This is a genomic window from Corynebacterium parakroppenstedtii (genome assembly GCF_019754935.1).
Taxonomy (GTDB): Bacteria; Actinomycetota; Actinomycetes; order Mycobacteriales; family Mycobacteriaceae; genus Corynebacterium; species Corynebacterium parakroppenstedtii.
On the sequence record NZ_JAGSOA010000001.1, the window covers coordinates 224649 to 242519 of the forward strand.

The 17871-nt window shown below is 55.2% G+C and carries 15 protein-coding genes and 5 tRNA genes; 8 read left to right on the forward strand and 12 right to left on the reverse strand.

Going from position 1 to position 17871, the window contains the following annotated elements:
- Positions 1 to 5 precede the first annotated feature (5 nt).
- From KCQ76_RS00960 to KCQ76_RS00985, 6 genes are all read right to left on the reverse strand, one after another.
- Complete coding sequence (locus KCQ76_RS00960; protein WP_046202247.1) at positions 6 to 602, reverse strand: ATP adenylyltransferase; 597 nt, start codon at positions 600 to 602, stop codon at positions 6 to 8.
- The gene (thrS, locus tag KCQ76_RS00965) at positions 580 to 2571 is read right to left on the reverse strand and encodes a threonine--tRNA ligase (RefSeq protein WP_180962458.1); all 1992 of its coding nucleotides are present in this window, start codon (positions 2569 to 2571) and stop codon (positions 580 to 582) included. Before thrS ends, KCQ76_RS00960 begins: the two co-directional genes overlap by 23 nt.
- Positions 2572 to 2812: 241 nt before the next feature.
- Positions 2813 to 4081, reverse strand: a complete 1269-nt coding sequence (locus KCQ76_RS00970) for a Dyp-type peroxidase (protein WP_046202396.1) — start codon at positions 4079 to 4081, stop codon at positions 2813 to 2815.
- A 378-nt stretch (positions 4082 to 4459) separates the two neighbouring features.
- On the reverse strand, positions 4460 to 5137 hold the full coding sequence (locus KCQ76_RS00975; RefSeq protein ID WP_046202245.1) for a copper chaperone PCu(A)C: 678 nt from the start codon (positions 5135 to 5137) through the stop codon (positions 4460 to 4462).
- A gap of 99 nt (positions 5138 to 5236) precedes the next feature.
- On the reverse strand, positions 5237 to 5911 hold the full coding sequence (locus tag KCQ76_RS00980; protein ID WP_046202244.1) for a copper resistance CopC family protein: 675 nt from the start codon (positions 5909 to 5911) through the stop codon (positions 5237 to 5239).
- Positions 5912 to 6218: 307 nt separating this feature from the next.
- Positions 6219 to 6290, reverse strand: a tRNA-Val gene (locus KCQ76_RS00985).
- Positions 6291 to 6551: 261 nt separating this feature from the next.
- Between KCQ76_RS00985 and KCQ76_RS00990 the strand changes: the two genes are divergently transcribed.
- The 6 genes from KCQ76_RS00990 (at position 6552) to msrB (ending at position 8635) form a co-directional block, all read left to right on the forward strand.
- Positions 6552 to 6624: transfer RNA gene (locus tag KCQ76_RS00990), tRNA-Gly, on the forward strand.
- Positions 6625 to 6706: 82 nt separating this feature from the next.
- Positions 6707 to 6781: transfer RNA gene (locus tag KCQ76_RS00995), tRNA-Val, on the forward strand.
- A gap of 56 nt (positions 6782 to 6837) precedes the next feature.
- A tRNA-Gly gene (locus tag KCQ76_RS01000) sits at positions 6838 to 6913 on the forward strand.
- Between the two features lie 90 nt (positions 6914 to 7003).
- Positions 7004 to 7074: transfer RNA gene (locus KCQ76_RS01005), tRNA-Cys, on the forward strand.
- A gap of 72 nt (positions 7075 to 7146) precedes the next feature.
- On the forward strand, positions 7147 to 8049 hold the full coding sequence (locus KCQ76_RS01010) for a dihydrofolate reductase family protein (RefSeq protein WP_060941873.1): 903 nt from the start codon (positions 7147 to 7149) through the stop codon (positions 8047 to 8049).
- Between the two features lie 154 nt (positions 8050 to 8203).
- The gene (gene msrB, locus KCQ76_RS01015) at positions 8204 to 8635 is read left to right on the forward strand and encodes a peptide-methionine (R)-S-oxide reductase MsrB (RefSeq protein ID WP_046202242.1); all 432 of its coding nucleotides are present in this window, start codon (positions 8204 to 8206) and stop codon (positions 8633 to 8635) included.
- Between the two features lie 83 nt (positions 8636 to 8718).
- Here the strand turns inward: msrB and hemQ are convergent, their stop codons facing one another.
- The 3 genes from hemQ to hemE form a co-directional block, all read right to left on the reverse strand.
- On the reverse strand, positions 8719 to 9480 hold the full coding sequence (gene hemQ, locus KCQ76_RS01020) for a hydrogen peroxide-dependent heme synthase (protein ID WP_082089834.1): 762 nt from the start codon (positions 9478 to 9480) through the stop codon (positions 8719 to 8721).
- Positions 9481 to 9607: 127 nt separating this feature from the next.
- Positions 9608 to 11074: a protoporphyrinogen oxidase gene (gene hemG, locus KCQ76_RS01025; protein ID WP_046202241.1), complete on the reverse strand. Its 1467-nt coding sequence runs from the start codon at positions 11072 to 11074 to the stop codon at positions 9608 to 9610.
- Positions 11068 to 12222: a uroporphyrinogen decarboxylase gene (hemE, locus tag KCQ76_RS01030; RefSeq protein ID WP_046202240.1), complete on the reverse strand. Its 1155-nt coding sequence runs from the start codon at positions 12220 to 12222 to the stop codon at positions 11068 to 11070. Before hemE ends, hemG begins: the two co-directional genes overlap by 7 nt.
- A gap of 437 nt (positions 12223 to 12659) precedes the next feature.
- Here hemE and KCQ76_RS01035 point away from each other — a divergent pair, with 437 nt between their 5' ends.
- Both KCQ76_RS01035 and KCQ76_RS01040 read left to right on the forward strand, forming a co-directional pair.
- Positions 12660 to 13241, forward strand: a complete 582-nt coding sequence (locus tag KCQ76_RS01035) for a DUF3000 domain-containing protein (RefSeq protein WP_102215147.1) — start codon at positions 12660 to 12662, stop codon at positions 13239 to 13241.
- A 16-nt stretch (positions 13242 to 13257) separates the two neighbouring features.
- Positions 13258 to 14631 (forward strand): HRDC domain-containing protein, encoded by a 1374-nt coding sequence (locus KCQ76_RS01040; protein ID WP_160296113.1) that lies wholly within the window; start codon positions 13258 to 13260, stop codon positions 14629 to 14631.
- 100 nt (positions 14632 to 14731) lie between these two features.
- On the opposite strand, the gene KCQ76_RS11030 is transcribed toward KCQ76_RS01040, so the two are convergent.
- From KCQ76_RS11030 to KCQ76_RS01055, 3 genes are read right to left on the reverse strand one after another with little or no spacing between them, the layout of a single operon-like run.
- Positions 14732 to 16123: a class I SAM-dependent RNA methyltransferase gene (locus KCQ76_RS11030; protein ID WP_052722259.1), complete on the reverse strand. Its 1392-nt coding sequence runs from the start codon at positions 16121 to 16123 to the stop codon at positions 14732 to 14734.
- Between the two features lie 9 nt (positions 16124 to 16132).
- Positions 16133 to 16828 carry a DUF3159 domain-containing protein gene (locus KCQ76_RS01050; RefSeq protein WP_373369101.1) on the reverse strand — a complete coding sequence of 232 codons (696 nt, stop codon included), beginning with the start codon at positions 16826 to 16828 and terminating at the stop codon, positions 16133 to 16135.
- Complete coding sequence (locus KCQ76_RS01055; protein ID WP_052722258.1) at positions 16812 to 17789, reverse strand: DUF3710 domain-containing protein; 978 nt, start codon at positions 17787 to 17789, stop codon at positions 16812 to 16814. Before KCQ76_RS01055 ends, KCQ76_RS01050 begins: the two co-directional genes overlap by 17 nt.
- Positions 17790 to 17871: the final 82 nt, after the last annotated feature.

The following is a 17871-nucleotide window of genomic DNA, read 5'->3' on the forward strand; positions in this document are numbered from 1 at the left end:
CTCCCTTATTCCGACTCGGAAGCCGACTGCTCAGCAGACGGTTGATCATCGGAAGTGTCCAATGATGCCCAGGCTTCCGCAAGCAACGACCGTGTCTCACGGAGAAGCTGTGGCAGGACCTTCACGCCACCAATGACGGTCATGAAGTTAGCATCGCCAGCCCATCGCGGAACTATGTGAACATGAAGATGCTCCTCGATCGAGCCACCTGATGCTTTCCCCAGATTCATTCCCACATTAATGGCATGAGGATGCGACACAGCTTTTAAGGAACGGATGGCTTTTTTCGTGAACGCCATCAGTTCGGCCGTTTCATCGGGGTTCAGGTCCTCAAGGTTCTTCACCCGACGATAAGGAACAACCATCATGTGCCCCGAGTTATAGGGGAACAGGTTGAGCAAGCAGTACACGGTCTCACCGCGCGCGATGATCAGCCCTTCTTCGTCCGAGCCTTGCGGAATGTCTTCGAACGGGTCACTGCTGTTCCGATTGTCGTCGGCAATATACGACATCCGGTAGGGTGCCCACAGCCGGGTCAATCGGTCAGCGTCACCAGCACCTGAGTCAACAAAAGTATCGTTATCCGCGGACACGAGCCTCAATCAACTCCTTTGTCGGCTGCTCGTTGTTATGCTCTTCAATCCAGGTTGAGATCACATCAACAGCCTTCTCGACGGGAACGCCGTTCACTTGAGAACCATCGAGGAACCGGAAACTCACCGCACCTGCTTCCGCATCACGGCCGCCAGCGAGAAGCATGAACGGGGCTTTATGAGTCGTATGGTTGCGAATCTTCTTTTGCATCCGATCATCCGAGGTATCGACCTCGGCGCGGACACCCCGAGCACGCAGCTTATCCACGACCTCACCCAAGTACGGCGAAAATTCATCGGCGACCGGAATTCCGACGACCTGATGTGGAGCCAGCCATGCTGGGAAGGCTCCCGCGTAGTGTTCCAGGAGAACCCCGAAGAAGCGCTCGATCGAACCGAAGAGGGCGCGGTGGATCATAATGGGGCGCTGCTTAGAGCCGTCGGGTGCCGTGTACTCCAATTCGAAACGCTCAGGCAGGTTAAAGTCCAACTGAACGGTCGACATCTGCCACGTACGCCCGATCGCGTCACGAGCCTGAACCGAAATCTTCGGACCATAGAAAGCAGCTCCACCTGGATCCGGAACAAGGTCGAGGCCGGATTTATCTGCTACACGCCGGAGAATCTCCGTCGAGCGCTCCCAGATTTCATCAGAACCAACGAACTTGTTCGGATCTTTCGTCGACAGCTCAAGATAGAAATCATCGAGCCCGTAATCCTTCAGCAGCGAAATGATGAAATCAAGAACCGTGCTGAGTTCATTTTCAAGCTGATCTTCGGTGCAGTAGATATGGGCATCGTCCTGCGTAAATCCACGGGCTCGAGTGAGACCATGAATGACGCCTGATTTTTCATACCGATACACCGTGCCGAATTCGAACAAGCGCAGAGGCAACTCGCGGTACGACCGGCCCTTAGATGCGAAGATCAGATTGTGCATCGGGCAGTTCATCGGCTTGGCGTAGTAATCCTGAGCCGGCTTCGTGATGTTCCCCTCGGCATCCCGTTCCTCATCCAACTTCATGGGAGGGAACATGCCATCCTTGTAAAAATCAAGGTGGCCGGACTTTTGGAACAAATCTCCCTTGGTCAGATGCGGAGTGTAAACAAAAGAATATCCAGCTTCGATGTGGCGCCGCCGCGAGTGCTGCTCCATTTCATTGCGGACGATACCGCCGTCAGGATGAAAGACAGGGAAACCTGAGCCGATTTCATCCGGGAAGCTGAAAAGATTCAGTTCAGCGCCGAGACGGCGGTGGTCACGGCGTTCTGCCTCTTCCATCCGCTGCTGATACTGTTGCAGCGCTTCTTTCGACTCGAAAGCCGTCCCGTAGATTCGCTGCATACCGTCGTTGTTTTGATCACCGCGCCAGTACGCAGCAGAACTCCGCTGAAGGGCGAAAGCGGCGATGTATTTCGTCGTCGGCACGTGAGGACCACGACACAGGTCGAACCATTCAACCTCACCGGTCCGGGGATTGACATTGTTATAAGCAGTTAACTGGCCAGCGGTGTCAAGGTCTGCGCCCTCATCGAGAACGGTGCCCTTTGACTTATCGTCGATAAGCTCCAACTTGTATGGCTCATCTTTCAACGCTTCGCGGGCGTCATCGAGAGACTTCCACACAACGCGCTCGAACCGCTGTCCCGATTTAATGATCTTCTTCATCCGTTTTTCGATGCGTTTAAGATCGTCGGGAGTAAACGCGTGGTCGGTGCCAAAATCGTAGTAGAAGCCGTCCGCTATAGCGGGGCCGATTCCGAGTTTGGTACCTGGAAATTCCGCCTGAACTGCCTGCGCCATCACATGAGTACAACTGTGTCGAATGACAGCTCGTCCTTCATCGCTCGTTGCGATGACCGTGGTGACCTCAGTGTCCTCAGTAGGGGCAAATGATAGATCGTGGATGGTTCCATCATTAGTCTTCACGCAAACCACTGCTTCTGGCCCCTTGGTGGGAAGGCCCAGTGGCTTCATCGCGGCCCCAGCTGGCGTACCAGCGGGGACCTGAAACGATACTGATGAGGCGCTTTTTTCCGATGACGACAGTGCAGACACTGATTGCACTCCTTAGTGGTGACATGGCTATCACATACCTGGTAACAGCCGGGGACGGATCAAAACTCTACCTCATGACCGGACAGCACGCGTAGCACCGTCGCGGAACCGGACGAACACAACCCTTGTGGCGACCATTCGTCGTCACGAATGGAACGGGTCACGCCAAGAGATCATCCGCCCAATAATTGTCTTCACCTGCGGTGCCGTGCGGAATGGCGTAGACAGCAGAACCGATGTGAGTTATCCACTCATTGAGGCGATCTGACTGATCTAACCGTTTTTGAATCGGTGTAAATTGAGTGTCTGGATTCTGCTGGAAGCAGGTAAAAATCAGTCCAGCATCGGAAATTGGCGAGTGCGGCCCAGACACCGGGAGGCTGTAGTTGAAGGCACGACGCAAAATCTGCTCATGAGTATTGTTCCCCTCATAGTGGGCTCGCGCCATATGTGATTCCGGATCAATGATCGGAAGGCCTGTGTTATCGACCTTGTCGAAATCGGGGTCGTCGAACTCTTTCTCCCCTGTAAGAGGAGCTCCCGATTTCAGTTTTCGCCCGAAGACTACTTCTCGTGATGAGCGATCCAAAATGTCCCAGCTATCAAGATTGAGGGAAATACGACGGATGACCATCGCTGTTCCCCCTCGTAACCAGGCAGGCCCATCATTAATCCACACGATATCGGAAAGTTCCTTGTCCGAACGCGGGTTAACCGTGCCATCAAGAACACCGAACAAGTTGCGCGGAGTGGATCCTTTCGCTTGGGCTCCCGCCGCATAAAGAAAGCCCTGTTGTTCCCACACAGGCTCGGTGTACCGTTGCCCGGCCCGAAGAATGAACCGTCGTGCATGAGCCAATGTGGTGGGGTCATCTGAACAGATCTGTAATGCTAAATCCGTTTGCCCCCACGCATCGTCGAGACGGTCCCGATCAAAAGCAGGAATGTCATGAAGCCACGACGGGATCTTGTCGTGCATCTGTAGCTTGTCGAGCAGAGGACGGCCGAACCCAATAGTGACAGTGAGGTTGGCGGGCCGAGAGACCATCTCCGGTTCAAGTTCAGCCAGCGGCGGTTGCCCTTGTGTCAGCTTTCGGGACGTAGACGTCCATACCTCCATGAGGCGCTGCATGGCCTTCTTATCGATGCCCTCAATGCAATTAATCCCGATGACGTTGACATACGCTTGCGAGGGAGTATCGATACCCGCCTGGTGCGGTCCATCGAATGGGACGGTCTGATCAGCAATTCCCGTGAGACCTGCTGCGTTGCTGACCGCATCCGCAGCATTTTTCTCCCGCTGATCTAAAGCTTCCGACGACGACGTCGTGGCGTTATCGTCTTCGTGACCGCAGGCAGCTAATCCTGATGCCCCCAGCGCAACCCCGGCCCCTAGGCCACCGGTGAGGAAAGAACGGCGTCGTAGCACATGGCGAAAAACGTTGCGTCGGGTGCTGTCTGCACCTCGGTCGTTTCTTTCGTCCGGTGTATTGCTTCGTTCACCATCGCTCGAGCGCTCATCGTCGTTAGAGCGTTGTATACGAGCGTTTGCGTCATCCGCGGAATTATGAGGCAAAGAGTTCATCTTCTTCGTCGAAATGATGTTGTCTCGAAATGATGCTGTGTGGGGTAAAAATTCCTGCTGACGTTGAGTTTTCCCTGATCGCTGGACGACACCACACAGCGTGGGACGCCGACCGTAACCGCAGGGGCGGATAAGGCCAGCGCTCAAACGTCGGCATCAGCAGAAATCAGTAACCAGATGATGCCTCGAATATCGCGACATCAACCGGCTGATGTAGCTGACCTAGTGGGAATGCCCGTGCATGGAGTGGTCTGCCTGACCGCCCATCTCTTGGCCACCCGGCTGAGCTGAATCGCTCATACCCGGCATGTCTGACATACCTGACATGTCAGAGCTGTCGTCGCCACCGTAGTTTTCTTCACCCGAGGGCTGTTCACGGACAGGAATAGACACTTTCTCCGTGGAACCGTCTTTGAACTTCAACTGCACATTAACTTTGTCCCCGGCAGCTAATTCATCATGATTGTCCATAATCATGATGTGTTCTCCGCCGGGTTTCATCTCCAAAGTCCCATTTGCGGGGAGCTTAAACCCTTCTTTTTGCTCGACCATTTTTCCGTCGACAACGGTGTGCAGTTCGAAATTACCTTTGACATCGGACGACGACACCGACTCGAGGACTTTCTCTTTATCGGTGTTGTTCTTCAGAGTTCCGAAAATCGCAGTCATCGCTTTATCCGGGGTCTTCGACTTCACATAGCCCTGATCCAGTGAAACATCACCGGAAGCTTTATCAGTGCTGCTCGCGGACGACGACGTTGTTGTCGTTGCGGCCGATTGTGAGCCGTCTTTATCCGAATCTTCGTCGACAGAACACGCAGCGAGCCCTAGTGACAGGGCCAGAACTGAAGCTCCGGCGACACGAACAGCCAGCCGAGATGTTGACCGTGATGTACTCATTTTCTGTAACTCCTCATTTCCTCCTGTGGAACACTAACGCCCCACAATGTGATATTCAGATTCTCGGAGACATCCTCCAAGAATCTACTGTTTGGTGTTTTATCGTGAGTCTCGATCGTCAGAGCTTGAGTCACGAAGACGTCGTAACGCAACCACGAGAGCACCGATAATGACGATGATAACGGCGATAGATAGCCACAGGGCTTTCGATCCAAATGGCGACGACGACGTCGAGGATGATGAGTCTGTGTCTTGGGAGGTTCCGTCGTTAGCATTCGGGGATGGGACAGAAGAACCGCCGGATTCATTCGTATTCCCCTCCGACTCCCCCGTCGACGCGGACTGCCCTGCAGATTCTCCCTCGTCAGAATCCCCAGAATATGTGAAGGAAATTGACCCACGTGTCGAATGCCCATCAGAACTGGTGATCTGGAACCCCACGACGTATGTGCCCGGCGAGGCATCGACATCCTCAGGAACTGTGAATGAAATAACATTTCCCGAGATAGTGGGTGTTCCTTTGGCAATGACCTTCCCGGACGATTTGTTCGACACCGCTATGGTGTTGAAATTATCTCTCGGGTTGCCTGACATTGTCAGCTGAATGTCGTGAGGAAACTCCGATACTGTCGAACCATCCTCGGGCGACGACGACACCACGCTGTCATGAGCCCAGGCCAGCGGGGAAAATGCAACCGCCGCCACCACGATAAGGATGAGGGATACGATAAGGCCACCCGCACTTCGGAACCGTACAGTTCGACTGTCGCTCATCTCAGCCCTCCCAGAGCTGTGTAAAACCAACTACTTCTCTCCATCGTGGCACACAAAATCTCTTAACCTCTACACGCCACGCGGCCACCTGGTGCTCAGGCACGGAACCACCACGGATGTGGCGATATATAACGCTTCCAAGCTGCCCGGTGCCCACTCGCGAACCGCGTAGACACTAGTCGTCGAAACACGTCAGGAAGTTCCCCACTATCCACGGCACTTCACCCCCACTACGTTTGCGCCGGCCACCAACGGCAGGACCCGGATATGCGAAAACCCGGACACCACGTGGTGTCCGGGCTGTCTGTGGTCTCAGCTGGGATCGAACCAGCGACCTTTCCGGTGTGAACGGAACGCTCTTCCACTGAGCCATGAGACCGACAAGCCAAAAATTTAGCACGATAGGAAGTCACGAACAAAAATGACGTTGACGTGCTCCCACGATCCTATGTACCAAACGCTGTGAGGCTCTGTAGAGGCGCATAGGCTCGATACGGTCGGTCCGCGTAGTTTTCCGTCACCAACCCCCCGAAATGATCATGCTAAAGCCTGTTTTCCTGGGGATTTGTGCATTAGCTATCGCTACGGCTAGTCTTTCTTTCGCGTGTTACGGGCTTCCGAGCCCAACACAACACGTCATGCGGATGTAGCGCAGTTGGTAGCGCATAACCTTGCCAAGGTTAGGGTCGCGGGTTCGAGTCCCGTCATCCGCTCAACTGAAATAGACATTTCAGTTATCGAGGTTGACTTTTCGACGATGGATCTATCGAAGGTTCATGGTCTGGTCGACTACATGCGCGATTAGCTCAGCGGGAGAGCGCTTCCCTGACACGGAAGAGGTCACTGGTTCGATCCCAGTATCGCGCACCACTTATCGCAGTAGATTGAGAAAGTTTCTTCCACACTTCTGCTGCACGATGAGTCTCGCGGATGTAGCGCAGTTGGTAGCGCATAACCTTGCCAAGGTTAGGGTCGCGGGTTCGAGTCCCGTCATCCGCTCCATGCACCAAGGTGTAAAAGGGCAGATCACTGCCCTTTTGTGCTATCGTGCATCATGATGCGTGAGTGAATCTTTCCTCATCATCGTCGTATGGTGGAATGGCCGAGTGGTGAGGCAACGGTCTGCAAAACCGTGTACACGGGTTCGATTCCCGTTTCCACCTCAAGCTCAACATATTCATTTCAACGGGGACTTTCCACAGAACTCATGGGGCATTACCGCCTACTGTGGAGCCATGGCACCATCACCCACAGTTACGGTTTTTCCGCCCGAAAACGATTCCGGTATCGACAGCACATTAGAGCGCTTCCTCCCCTTCCCTTCGCCACAGACACTGAACATTCGAGCGATCATGGTATCCACCATCGATGGCGCTTCCGTAGCATCAAGTGGTACATCAGGAGAGCTCGGCGGCCCGATCGATTCCGCCATGTTCGCTCTGCATCGTCGGCAAACCGAAGCCGTCATAGCCGGTCTGTCCACGGCCCTCGCCGAAGGCTATGGCCCCATCGAGTTGAGCGCGCATGAAATCCAGACCCGAGCGCACCATGGACTACCACCAGCCGCAGACTTGGTTCTTACTACCCATCAGTTGGATGACAAAAAGCTCTCAGACATCATCGCATCTCCCCTCACCACCACTGACGGCACCAATGACGATCAGCCGGAATCGGTAGACGGAGACAAAGATTCTGACAACCATTCGTCCGAGGAAATCCAGCACGGGGGCTCAGTTATCATCCTCACCGATCGAAGTGCGTCAGAAGCATCGACTTTTAGCAAGAACCGGACAATTCTGCGGCAACACGGCATAAACGTCGACATCCTCGACAAACTCGACGGCACACATATCCGTCAATGGTTAAACGACCGCTACAGCGTCGTCGATTGTGAAGGCGGGCCTCGCTTTCTGGGATCACTCATAGCAACACGCGCCATTGATGAAGTGATCTTGACGATTCACCCCGGTGTACAGGCTGGCAATGCACCGCGAATTGCCTACGGAACCTCCGACGGAAACGACGAGGATGCCAAAAAGCTCACCGGCACACCCACGGATGGTGAACTCCTCGCAATAGGGTATGACCAGGATGGAGCTGTGTTCCTTAGGTACGGTCTATGCAACGAGCACACCTAGACCACACGGATGGTGGTGCAATTAGCCCCTTTTCGGAGATGGCGAACTAAAGCTTTTTATACGGCCCCGTGAAATAACGAACCATAACGCGGTGTTGAAATGAGTTAAAACAGTAACCTCTGTTAACAATCTTTCACGAAGCCGAAAGGAAAGAATGACTGACAAAGATGAACAACACGAAGACTTTCGTCGCCTTAGCGATGATGAATGGCGAGCCCGGCTTACCAACGCCGAATACCGGGTCCTGAGAGAAGCGGGAACCGAAGCTCCTTTCACGGGTGAATACACCGATACCGAGACTGAAGGGGTCTACCGGTGCCGAGCCTGCGGTTCTGAGCTCTTCCGATCCCGCGAGAAGTTCCACAGTCACTGCGGGTGGCCATCGTTCTTCTCCCCGCTCGCCGGAGACCGAATCATTGAAGTCGCTGATAATAGCCATGGGATGCACCGAGTTGAGGTGAAATGCGCGAAATGCCATAGCCACCTGGGCCACGTCTTCGAAGGCGAAGGCTATGACACTCCTACGGATTTACGCTATTGCATTAACAGCATCAGCCTCACGCTAGAACCAGCAACCAAGGATTAGCAGCCAAAAATCAAGCGAGGACGTATCGCTCCCCCTAGCGGTACGCCCCATGTCTTCGTAACGACAGCTCGTTTACGAAACGACTATGGCAAGAGATCGGTGATCTCAGCGATATCGTCAACTCGTCGTCCGGTGAAGAACGGAATCTCTTCACGGACGTGGAGCCGCGCCTCTGTGTAGCGCATGTGGTGCATGAGATCAACGATCCGGTCCAGCTTCGGTCCTTCGAAGGCCAGAATCCATTCGTAGTCGCCCAAAGCGAAAGCCGGAACGGTGTTCGCACGGACGTCGGGGTAATCACGTCCCATCTTTCCGTGGTCAGCCAGGATCCGACGACGATCCGCAGGATCCATCACGTACCAGTCATACGAGCGGACGAACGGGTAAACAGCAATCCACCGCTTCGGTTCTTCTTCCACGATAAAGGACGGTACATGGGACTTGTTGAACTCGGATGGACGGTGGAGCGCTGCCTGCGACCACACACCCGTACATGCACGTCCCAAGGTCGTCGTACGCAGGAAACGATTGTAAGCGTCCTGCAGATCTTCCATCTTTTCAGCGTGCCACCAAATCATGATGTCAGCTTCCGCACGTATACCGGAAACGTTGTAGATCCCTCGTATGGTGAGATCTTCGTGCTCATAAGAAGCAATAAAGTCACGCATTTCCTGGGCCACTGTGTCCCGGTCCTCACCCAATTTACCGGGAGCAACCTTGAAGACCGACCACATCGCGTACCGAACAGTCGCATTCAGCTTCTTATAATTCAGACGATGCTTGTGCTCGGGGCCAGCAGAGCTATCACTATTTTCTTGACGAACGTCGTCCTGGTTTTCAGTCATGGTCAACCTCTTCTTTTCTTTCGTAAACTACCGGAGCTTCGTGATATGACGACGAAGCTCGATGCACACGACATAAGTGGAACTTTGTTCTTGACTCCCCGCGAAGGGAAGAGCCTTCTGATCACTGTCACATAACCGTATCCATCACCTTCTTCGCCGCCTCACGCGCTTGCGCGATACACGCTGGAACGCCGACGCCGTGCCAGATGGCACCTGCAGCTTCTAGCCCCTCGACTTGACTGATGTCCTTAAGTGCCACATTAATGAGTTCATCGTGTCCCATGCCGTAACGCGGCAAACCACCCCACCACTTTTGAAGTACCGTCTCTTCGGGGTGCAGGCGTTGGCCTGTAATGGTTTCGAAGTCGTCGATAGCGTATTTCACCAGTGTGTCTTCGTCTTCTCTGACGAGTGAATCGTCGCCCCAATGGCCGAATGAAGCCCTAATGAAAGCACCAACGTGATCGTCGACGTGGGGCCACTTCCGCGATGAGAAAGTAAAGGCTTTAGCATGAAGCCCCGCGTCAGGTGACACGAGAATGCCCGTTTTCTCCGGGATAGCCTCCTCATTCGGTAGCCGCAGACCAAGAACAACGCTCGACGCTAGATCCATCGACCCAAGGATGTCTGCTGCCACGGGGGCAACCTCAGCAAGCTGCTGGCCCGCGACATCTGCTGGGGTAGCAACGACAACAGCGTCGAATTCTTCAGTCTCTGTCGACGAACCACTAACAACGCGGAAACGATGGGAACTTCCTGCCTCCGCGGGTAATACCGCAGTGACAGGACTATCCACACGAATAGTGGCTGACGACTGCTCAACCAGCGCATCGATCAGATCGCGGTACCCCCCGACGAACGACGCAAACACCGGCGGCTTTTTCGCCGACGCGCTCGACGACTCCTCATCTGCCGCGCCTCCAGCCACCCGGGCCTCACGTGCTTCATCGCGTTGCTGTAGGACAGCAGCTGCTGCTCGCGTTAATGTCACCGATTCGCCATGGTTCGAAAGGTCATCCATGGCTGCAGCTAATTCCGGAATCGTCGCTCGTAGACCAAGATCTTCAGCACGGGACGAGTAGACCCCACCCAACAACGGGGAAACCACGTGATCCACGACCTGCTGCCCCATCCGTTCGGCAACCAACGCGCCGAGCAAGGCATCTTCGCCTTCCACCCATGGTATGGGGTATGCCTCCCCCTCAGCATCAATCCGTGCGCAGGTCTCGGAATCGACGAGGTCTTTTACAGAGGAACTATCAGCAGGAATCCCCATCACGGTCCGCGAAGGAACTGAGTGCAGGGTGCCGTCGCCAATCCATAACCCGGATTTAAGGTCGGACGGATAGCGGAGCCGGTCTTTCAACCCCAAGGATGTAAAGAACCGAGTGGCATCGGCGCGAAAGGCGAGGTACGCCTCCGCCCCCACATCAACACTGCCGGTAGCTAGATCAACGGTCTTGAGTTTCCCACCTACCGCGTCGGATGCTTCATAAACAACGACGTCGGCATTGGGGTCGCAACGGCTGATTTCATACGCCGCAACAAGTCCCGACAGTCCTCCACCAATAACCGCAACACGCGTCTTTACCACGAATGCACCTTTTCTACGATGTGAGAAATAATGTCTGGGTCAGTGTTTGCCAGAACACCGTGCCCCAGGTTCACAATATGACCTGAAATCTTTCCGTCGGAGATAAGCTGATCCGTGGTGCCCAACAGCTGATCGATTTCCTTATCAACCGCTTCTTTACCTGCAAAAAGTAAGGCTGGGTCAATATTCCCTTGAAGCGCCAACTCACCAGGACCTGTGTCGCCATTCTTGTCCGCTAAAGCTACGTTAATGCGCTGTGCCGCAGTAGCCATGTCCACCCGCCAATCGACCCCCATGACATCGGGGCCCGTTTGCGCCATAGGACCGAGCAGCTCCCCCGTCGTCACACCAAAATGAATGCGCGGAATAGGCTGACGGCCACCTCGTGAGGACCTCTCGGACACGAACCTAAAGATTTTGGCCGAGTACGGGGCAACCAGATCGGTATAGTCCCGTGCGTGCAAGTACCCCGCCCAGGAATCGAATAGCTGCATGGCATCAATTCCCGCATCGATCTGTACCGCGAGAAAAACCTTGATGTAGTCCGTCAACACACGCATGAGGGCGTGCCATGAGTCAGGATCAGCATGCATCATGGCTTTCGTGTGTTGGTGGGTTTTCGACGGTCCGCCCTCAATCAAATAGGACGCAATGGTAAACGGAGCACCAGCGAAGCCGATCAAAGCCTGATCATCGCGAAGTTCCCCGATAATTTCCTGGACCGCCTCACCGATGGCCGAAATGGAATCCGGATCCAACTCAGGGAGCGAGTCAATATCAGCCCGTGACCGAATGGGACGATCGACGACCGGGCCACGACCGGCAACAATCTCCACCCCGATTCCCGCGGCCTTCAGCGGCACAACGATGTCTGAAAAGAAGATCGCAGCGTCGACGTTGTGTCTGCGCACAGGTTGCAGAGTGATTTCAGCAGCGGCATCAGGGGTAAAGCATGCTTCCAGCATTCCGATGTTCTCCCGGAGCTTCCGATATTCCGGAAGTGAGCGTCCGGCCTGCCGCATAAACCAGACAGGCCGATGATGCGGGGCGGCTCCATTCGCGGCGTCGAGTAGCGATGACTGCGACAGCGTGCGGCGCGACGAAGCTATATCTGGAGAATCGCCGGAATTCGTACTCATTCCATGCATATGGTTCATAGTGCCAGGTCTCGATCTGAATCGAACACTCGCGACAATCGCCCCTACCGGGTGTACCCCACCGTCGCTAAAATTACACTGGCACAGGCAATTTTGCGGTCCCCCCGTCGTTAAGTATTTTTTGCGACGCGGTAAGCCGGCAAGCGCGCAACATTCAACCAATTACACATCAGCATCCCTCGCATTCCACCCCACATTACCGTTTTACCAAGCTAAACCGAGCTAGCACCCGACGGGAAACGACGCACAGGACTTATCGCTAGCTGGGACTTTGACATCGAACCCCCGGCGCGCCTCCTGAGCAAACACGGCAGAAAACTGTACCGTGCCCAAGTGTGAGCATTGATCAGCCATCGCACGACGACAATTCTAATTCTGCTTCCCACCGGTTAAACGCTGCTACTCCCCGTAAGGAGACATCAGCATCCATGAATCATGATGGATCCACCGACGAACCCCAGGTTTTCCATGACGCGGTGGCCTCCATGCATGCGGCCTCATTGCGTAAGGAAATATCCATGGGGTCAATTCGCCCACCCCAGCGTTTAGCTCCATATAGCTACGCCGTCGGGTTAGAAGTGGATCACGAGCAGTCACGCACTATTCCGCGGGATACGGACGGCGATGCTTTTGGGCGACTGATTCTCCTTCACGATCCTCGGAGCGACGGGAACTGGTCCCAGGCTCTTCGCCTTGTCGCGTATATCCAGGCAGACATGGATCCGGAGGTCGCGTCGGATCCGTTGTTGCCTGATGTCGCGTGGCAGTGGCTTTCTGAAGGTTTAACCAGTGAGGGGGCGCATTATTCGCAGCTCGGGGGCACGGTGACCTCCACGTCGTCGGCCCGGTATGGGAATATTGGGGGCCCGGGTAAGGCGTATCAGATTGAGCTGCGTGCATCGTGGACGGCGGATGATACTGATCTTGCTTCCCACGTCGAGGCGTTCGCTCACGTTCTCGCGTCGGTGGCGGGACTTCCTCCTGAAGGAGTCGCTCAGCTTGGACAGTAGGATGCTGCGTTGTGGCTTGTCTGGAGACAATGATCTTCACGACGATGGTGACGAGGCTCTCCTAGGCGATTGGTACATCTCCCCAGCTCCCAAGCCCTCTCCTACTTTTCCTTTATCGCCACAATCTGCTTCTGTGCCGTTATCGACGCCGTCGGGCGGGACCCCGTCGTTAATCTCCACCGTGGACGAGTTGAAGAATGCTGCTCGTGTGTTGGCAAATGGCCACGGCCCGCTCGCCGTCGATACTGAACGTGCGTCGGCTTACCGTTATGGCGATCGCGCCTTTCTTCTCCAACTGAAACGTGCTGGCAGCGGACTATTTCTTGTCGACGCTGAAGCCTGCCGCTCCGATATGGGCCTCCTAGCTCCCGTCGTCAACCGGCTAACGTGGATAATCCATTCTGCACGGACTGACCTGCCTGCTCTTCTTAATATGGGGCTTACTCCTCATCGTCTTTTTGACACCGAACTGGGTGGCCGCATAGCTGGGTTGAAGAAGGTCAACTTGGGCGACATGGTGGATGGTTTCGTCGGCTACCGCTTGGCTAAAGAGCATGGGCATGAAAATTGGTCCCGACGGCCCCTTCCCGACGAATGGCTCGATTACGCGGCCCTGGACGTCGAATGCCTTCTTGAGCTTTCTACCGGTGTGGCTGGTTTACTTTCGGAATTAGATCGTTTCGTGTGGTGGGCCGAAGAGTGTGAATGTATTCGCACGTCTACCTTGGCTGATGCCCCCTCAGTGGAACCTTCACTGCGGGTGAAGGGCCTCAATAATCTGTCTACCCCTGCTCAACGTGAGCTTGCCTTTACCTTGTCACGCGAACGGGACCGGCGGGCGCGGGCGGTAGATCGCTCGCCTCATCGGGTGTTATCGAATTCTGATCTGATAGCGATTGCTCGAAAAAATCCTCGGACTTTTCAAGAAATGATGGACGCAGCGCACTTCCGATCGATGCGAAACGCGCGGTCATGGTGGAGCGTCATTCGAGGGGAGCAGGACAAGACCACCGCATCCTCGTCAGAAAACGCGTCCTCTCATTATGCAACCAACGACGACCGGGGCCCGTCACGACACCAGGGACGTCACTCAGATGCCGAGTATGCGGGAGGACGGCGGTTCCCCAATTCTGACCGCGGACACAAGGCGGAAGAACTGTATTCCCTATGTTCAGAGTCCATCAATGTGGTGTCTGAACAAACCGGTATCCCCCACGAGGTGATCATCACCCCACAGATAGTGAGGCTCATGGCGTGGCATTTTTCGTCGGAACCACAAGCTCATGCGATGGGTATCGACATGTTTTTCGCCCGACATGGGGTCCGACGGTGGCAACGGCGGATTGTGTCCCCTGTGTGCGCTGACGCTCTTGGAGACCATAACCACTAAAGACGGAAGAACTGGCCACCGCGCAATTCATGGAGAACGCACAATCCGCGCCTTCATTTCCTCCACTTCCACCAGCGCCAGGCCCGGGGCGATTGCGAAGCTAAGACCGCTTGGTAAAAGCAGTGATGATCTCCATGTGATGGGTACCGGGGAACGCATCAACGACCCTCATGGAGGAAATCTCATAACCGTGGTCTAACCAGGCCGCATAGTCACGAGCACCCGTCGCTGGATCGCAGGCAATATGAACCACAGCTTGGGGGTGCGCCGCGGCTATCTGACCAATCACCTTCGTGCCTGCACCTTTTCGCGGAGGATCAAGAACAACGAGGTCCACTCCCCCCTTGTTGTTTCGTCGGAGCGACGACCATGCGCGATCAACTCTGGAGGTCAGAAACCTGATCGACGACGGACTGAATGAGAATTCAGCTAGGGCGTTCAAGCTACGTCGGCCCCACGTGCGAGCATTTTTGTCAATCTCCACGGAATCAACAGGACCACGCGTTTTTTCGGCCAAAATATCGGCGAACAGCCCGATCCCACCGTATAAATCCCATGCAGCCCCACCATGAACCTCGGGGAGGAGCTCACGAACAAGCTCGCGATACCGTGTCGGAGCACCACTATGGGCTTGCCAAAAAGCGGTTGGCGGAAGGACGAAGGTTCGACCCTCCGCGGAATGGGCAGCTCCCTCCGCAGCACCACTGTTCTCAGCCGGGTTACTACTTGGTCCCGACGAAGTTGAGGCGGCATTATCGGATATCCGTTCAACGCAGTAGTTTCCGCCCTCTATTACCTTGCTGTGCCCCCGTCGTCCACGACGAGATGTACGCGGACGCGCCGCACCGGATCGTTGTTTCGACGACGCACCACCATCGACTTCCACGATGTGGCGGATGCCATTGGAATCGAGCGCGAGTATCACTTCCGCGCCCGGAGTAAAACGCATGGCATCCAGGCCGTCCATCAAACCAGGCGCGGCTTGGGAACACACCGCATTCGTCACAACACGGTGGCCAGACTTGACGCGGAGACCAGCGCGTCCTTCATCGTCGACGGCTAGTCGCATCCTCGTACGCCACCCGCGATACGGCGACAACGTCTGAAACGTCGGTTCAATGTCGAAATGCCCAATCCGACGCATTTGGTCTGCGGTAATGCTGGCTTTCACCTCAGCTGACTTATCGGGCGCAACCTCTAAAAAGTCACAGCAGCCAGCACCTTTCTCGGCGGCTGGGCACGATATCGTTCCATCACCCCGTAGAGGCGAGCGGTGACCAATTGTTCGGGCTTCACCCCTCCACAGGGATGCTGAACTGTGCTCGACATCAATATCGACGGCGACATCACGGTCGCCAGCTACAGCACCTTCGACGAAAACCACGTGATTGTCGACGCGACCAATCCCCTGCCCGCCATAAGCAAAATCGGTGATATCCACCGTGACATGTGATGGAACACCATCGTGTGGGTGAATCTCAGTGTGCGTCACTCGCCTACCTCACTCGTCTGTATCGGACGCCATTTCATCGATTTCATTGCTCGCGTCATCGTCCTCGACTGCATCTGCCCTACGCACCGCCCAAACGGTCACCACCATGACGAGGATAGTCAGAGGCCACCCCATCGCAATCCTCGCGACAGCCAGGATGTTCGTCGTCGACGACCCATAAAGATGATTCTGAACGAAGAACCGCGCCGCAAAAACACAGGCCCACGCAATGGTCGCAAGAACGAAATAACGGCGTTCCGACGTGTTCTCACGCCATCGCATACCGCGACCATTGAGCCCGCGCCAGATCACTCCCACAGCAGGCCAGCCGACAAGGCAGGAGATAAAAAACACCAACCCCACAACAGCCGAGTACCAAATCCCGTAAAGGAAGTAGCCTTTCGCGGAACCGACGTACCACGCAATGGCCGCAGCGATAAGCACACCCATGACGCCGGATATGGCGGGCTGCATGTTTTCGTGCCGAACAAGGCGCCACACGCAAATAAGAAGTGAAACCGCTAGTGCGGAGATCAAAGCCGGAGTGAGCCCCCACCACGAATTCACCGGAACGAGAACAAGAATCGGCACAGTGGATGACACTAAACCGGAAATTCCGCCCAGTTGGTCAAGAATAGTCGGGTTATCACTGGGCGTGGACTGGTCGTGTTGTTCTATCCGGCGCCGGTCAGTACTTGTCATCATCTTCTTCACGGTCTAGCTCGTCCATTGCGGATTCCATTCGCGCAGAGGCCTCACCGCCAGTTGAACGACGACGGCCGGCACTCTCGGAATCTGCATCACCATGTCCCGCGCCGGATGATTCGTCATTGCCCCCTGGGACGGCTGCGGAATCGTCGGAAATAGGAGCGGACGACGCTGCACCCTGCGGATTCCCTTGTGCTTGCTGGGCCTCGGCAGCACGCTGAGCTTCAGCGGCACGTTGAGCCATTGCCTTCTGAAGCTCCTGAACCATGTCTTGAGGCAACGCGACAGGAAGCGTTTCACCGGCCGGCATTGGGCCGTCGCCTCGTTTCACAATTGTCCGAGCGGCGATACCGCGCGTCAGAGCAACCAACTGATCGTGGGATTCCTCTGGCCCGACTGCGGTCAGGCGTAGCATCCACCCGGGCCCGTTGACGCCGATCATGTGCATCATTCCGTGTGGCCCAACACCGGTAATCTCTATTCCCCATGGGCCAGACTCACGATGAGATTCAAGCCCATCGTTAGTGATCTGCTGTTCAACCTCGTTCAACTGCTCTTCCCAGAGGCCGCCGGAGCGAGGAGCAGCGAAAGCAACCGGTGTCACACGGCCATACGGGCTGGCAACGTGGACAGCGCGTGGCCCCTCCTGGCTCACCTCCACCTGAATCTCAGCTTCGTGAGGGATCGGGACGAGGAGCGACCCCAGGTCAATGTCACCCTTGGCGAAGTCGCTGAAGTCAAAACGATCGAGATCTTCGCGTCGAGAATCGAACGGACCCGATTCGCCCTCCATTGCATCGAACGTCGAATCTGAGGGCGCTGCCCCGGATAGGCCGTTATTGCTGGGGGTATCACGTCCTTCATCACTAAATTCATTGCGCTCATCGCGTGAATTAGTGTGAAAATCCGATTCATTAGTTTCGTCGGGTTGCTTATTTTTCTTCCCAAAGGGCCACATAGGCAAACTCCTTACCAAGAATTCATGTCATGGCTGCATTGACACGAGCGTGATCGCCTTATTTTTCTGAGCATTGCTCTGA

What these genes read in the sequence shown, in the direction of transcription:
- thrS (WP_180962458.1), bottom strand. Translation starts at nt 2,571, where the DNA reads ATGAAGCCACTGGGCCTTCCCACCAAGGGGCCAGAAGCAGTGGTTTGC.
- KCQ76_RS00975 (WP_046202245.1), bottom strand. Translation starts at nt 5,137, where the DNA reads ATGAGTACATCACGGTCAACATCTCGGCTGGCTGTTCGTGTCGCCGGA.
- KCQ76_RS00980 (WP_046202244.1), bottom strand. Translation starts at nt 5,911, where the DNA reads ATGAGCGACAGTCGAACTGTACGGTTCCGAAGTGCGGGTGGCCTTATC.
- KCQ76_RS01010 (WP_060941873.1), top strand. Translation starts at nt 7,147, where the DNA reads ATGGCACCATCACCCACAGTTACGGTTTTTCCGCCCGAAAACGATTCC.
- msrB (WP_046202242.1), top strand. Translation starts at nt 8,204, where the DNA reads ATGACTGACAAAGATGAACAACACGAAGACTTTCGTCGCCTTAGCGAT.
- hemQ (WP_082089834.1), bottom strand. Translation starts at nt 9,480, where the DNA reads ATGACTGAAAACCAGGACGACGTTCGTCAAGAAAATAGTGATAGCTCT.
- hemE (WP_046202240.1), bottom strand. Translation starts at nt 12,222, where the DNA reads ATGCATGGAATGAGTACGAATTCCGGCGATTCTCCAGATATAGCTTCG.
- KCQ76_RS01035 (WP_102215147.1), top strand. Translation starts at nt 12,660, where the DNA reads ATGAATCATGATGGATCCACCGACGAACCCCAGGTTTTCCATGACGCG.
- KCQ76_RS01050 (WP_373369101.1), bottom strand. Translation starts at nt 16,828, where the DNA reads ATGATGACAAGTACTGACCGGCGCCGGATAGAACAACACGACCAGTCC.
- KCQ76_RS01055 (WP_052722258.1), bottom strand. Translation starts at nt 17,789, where the DNA reads ATGTGGCCCTTTGGGAAGAAAAATAAGCAACCCGACGAAACTAATGAA.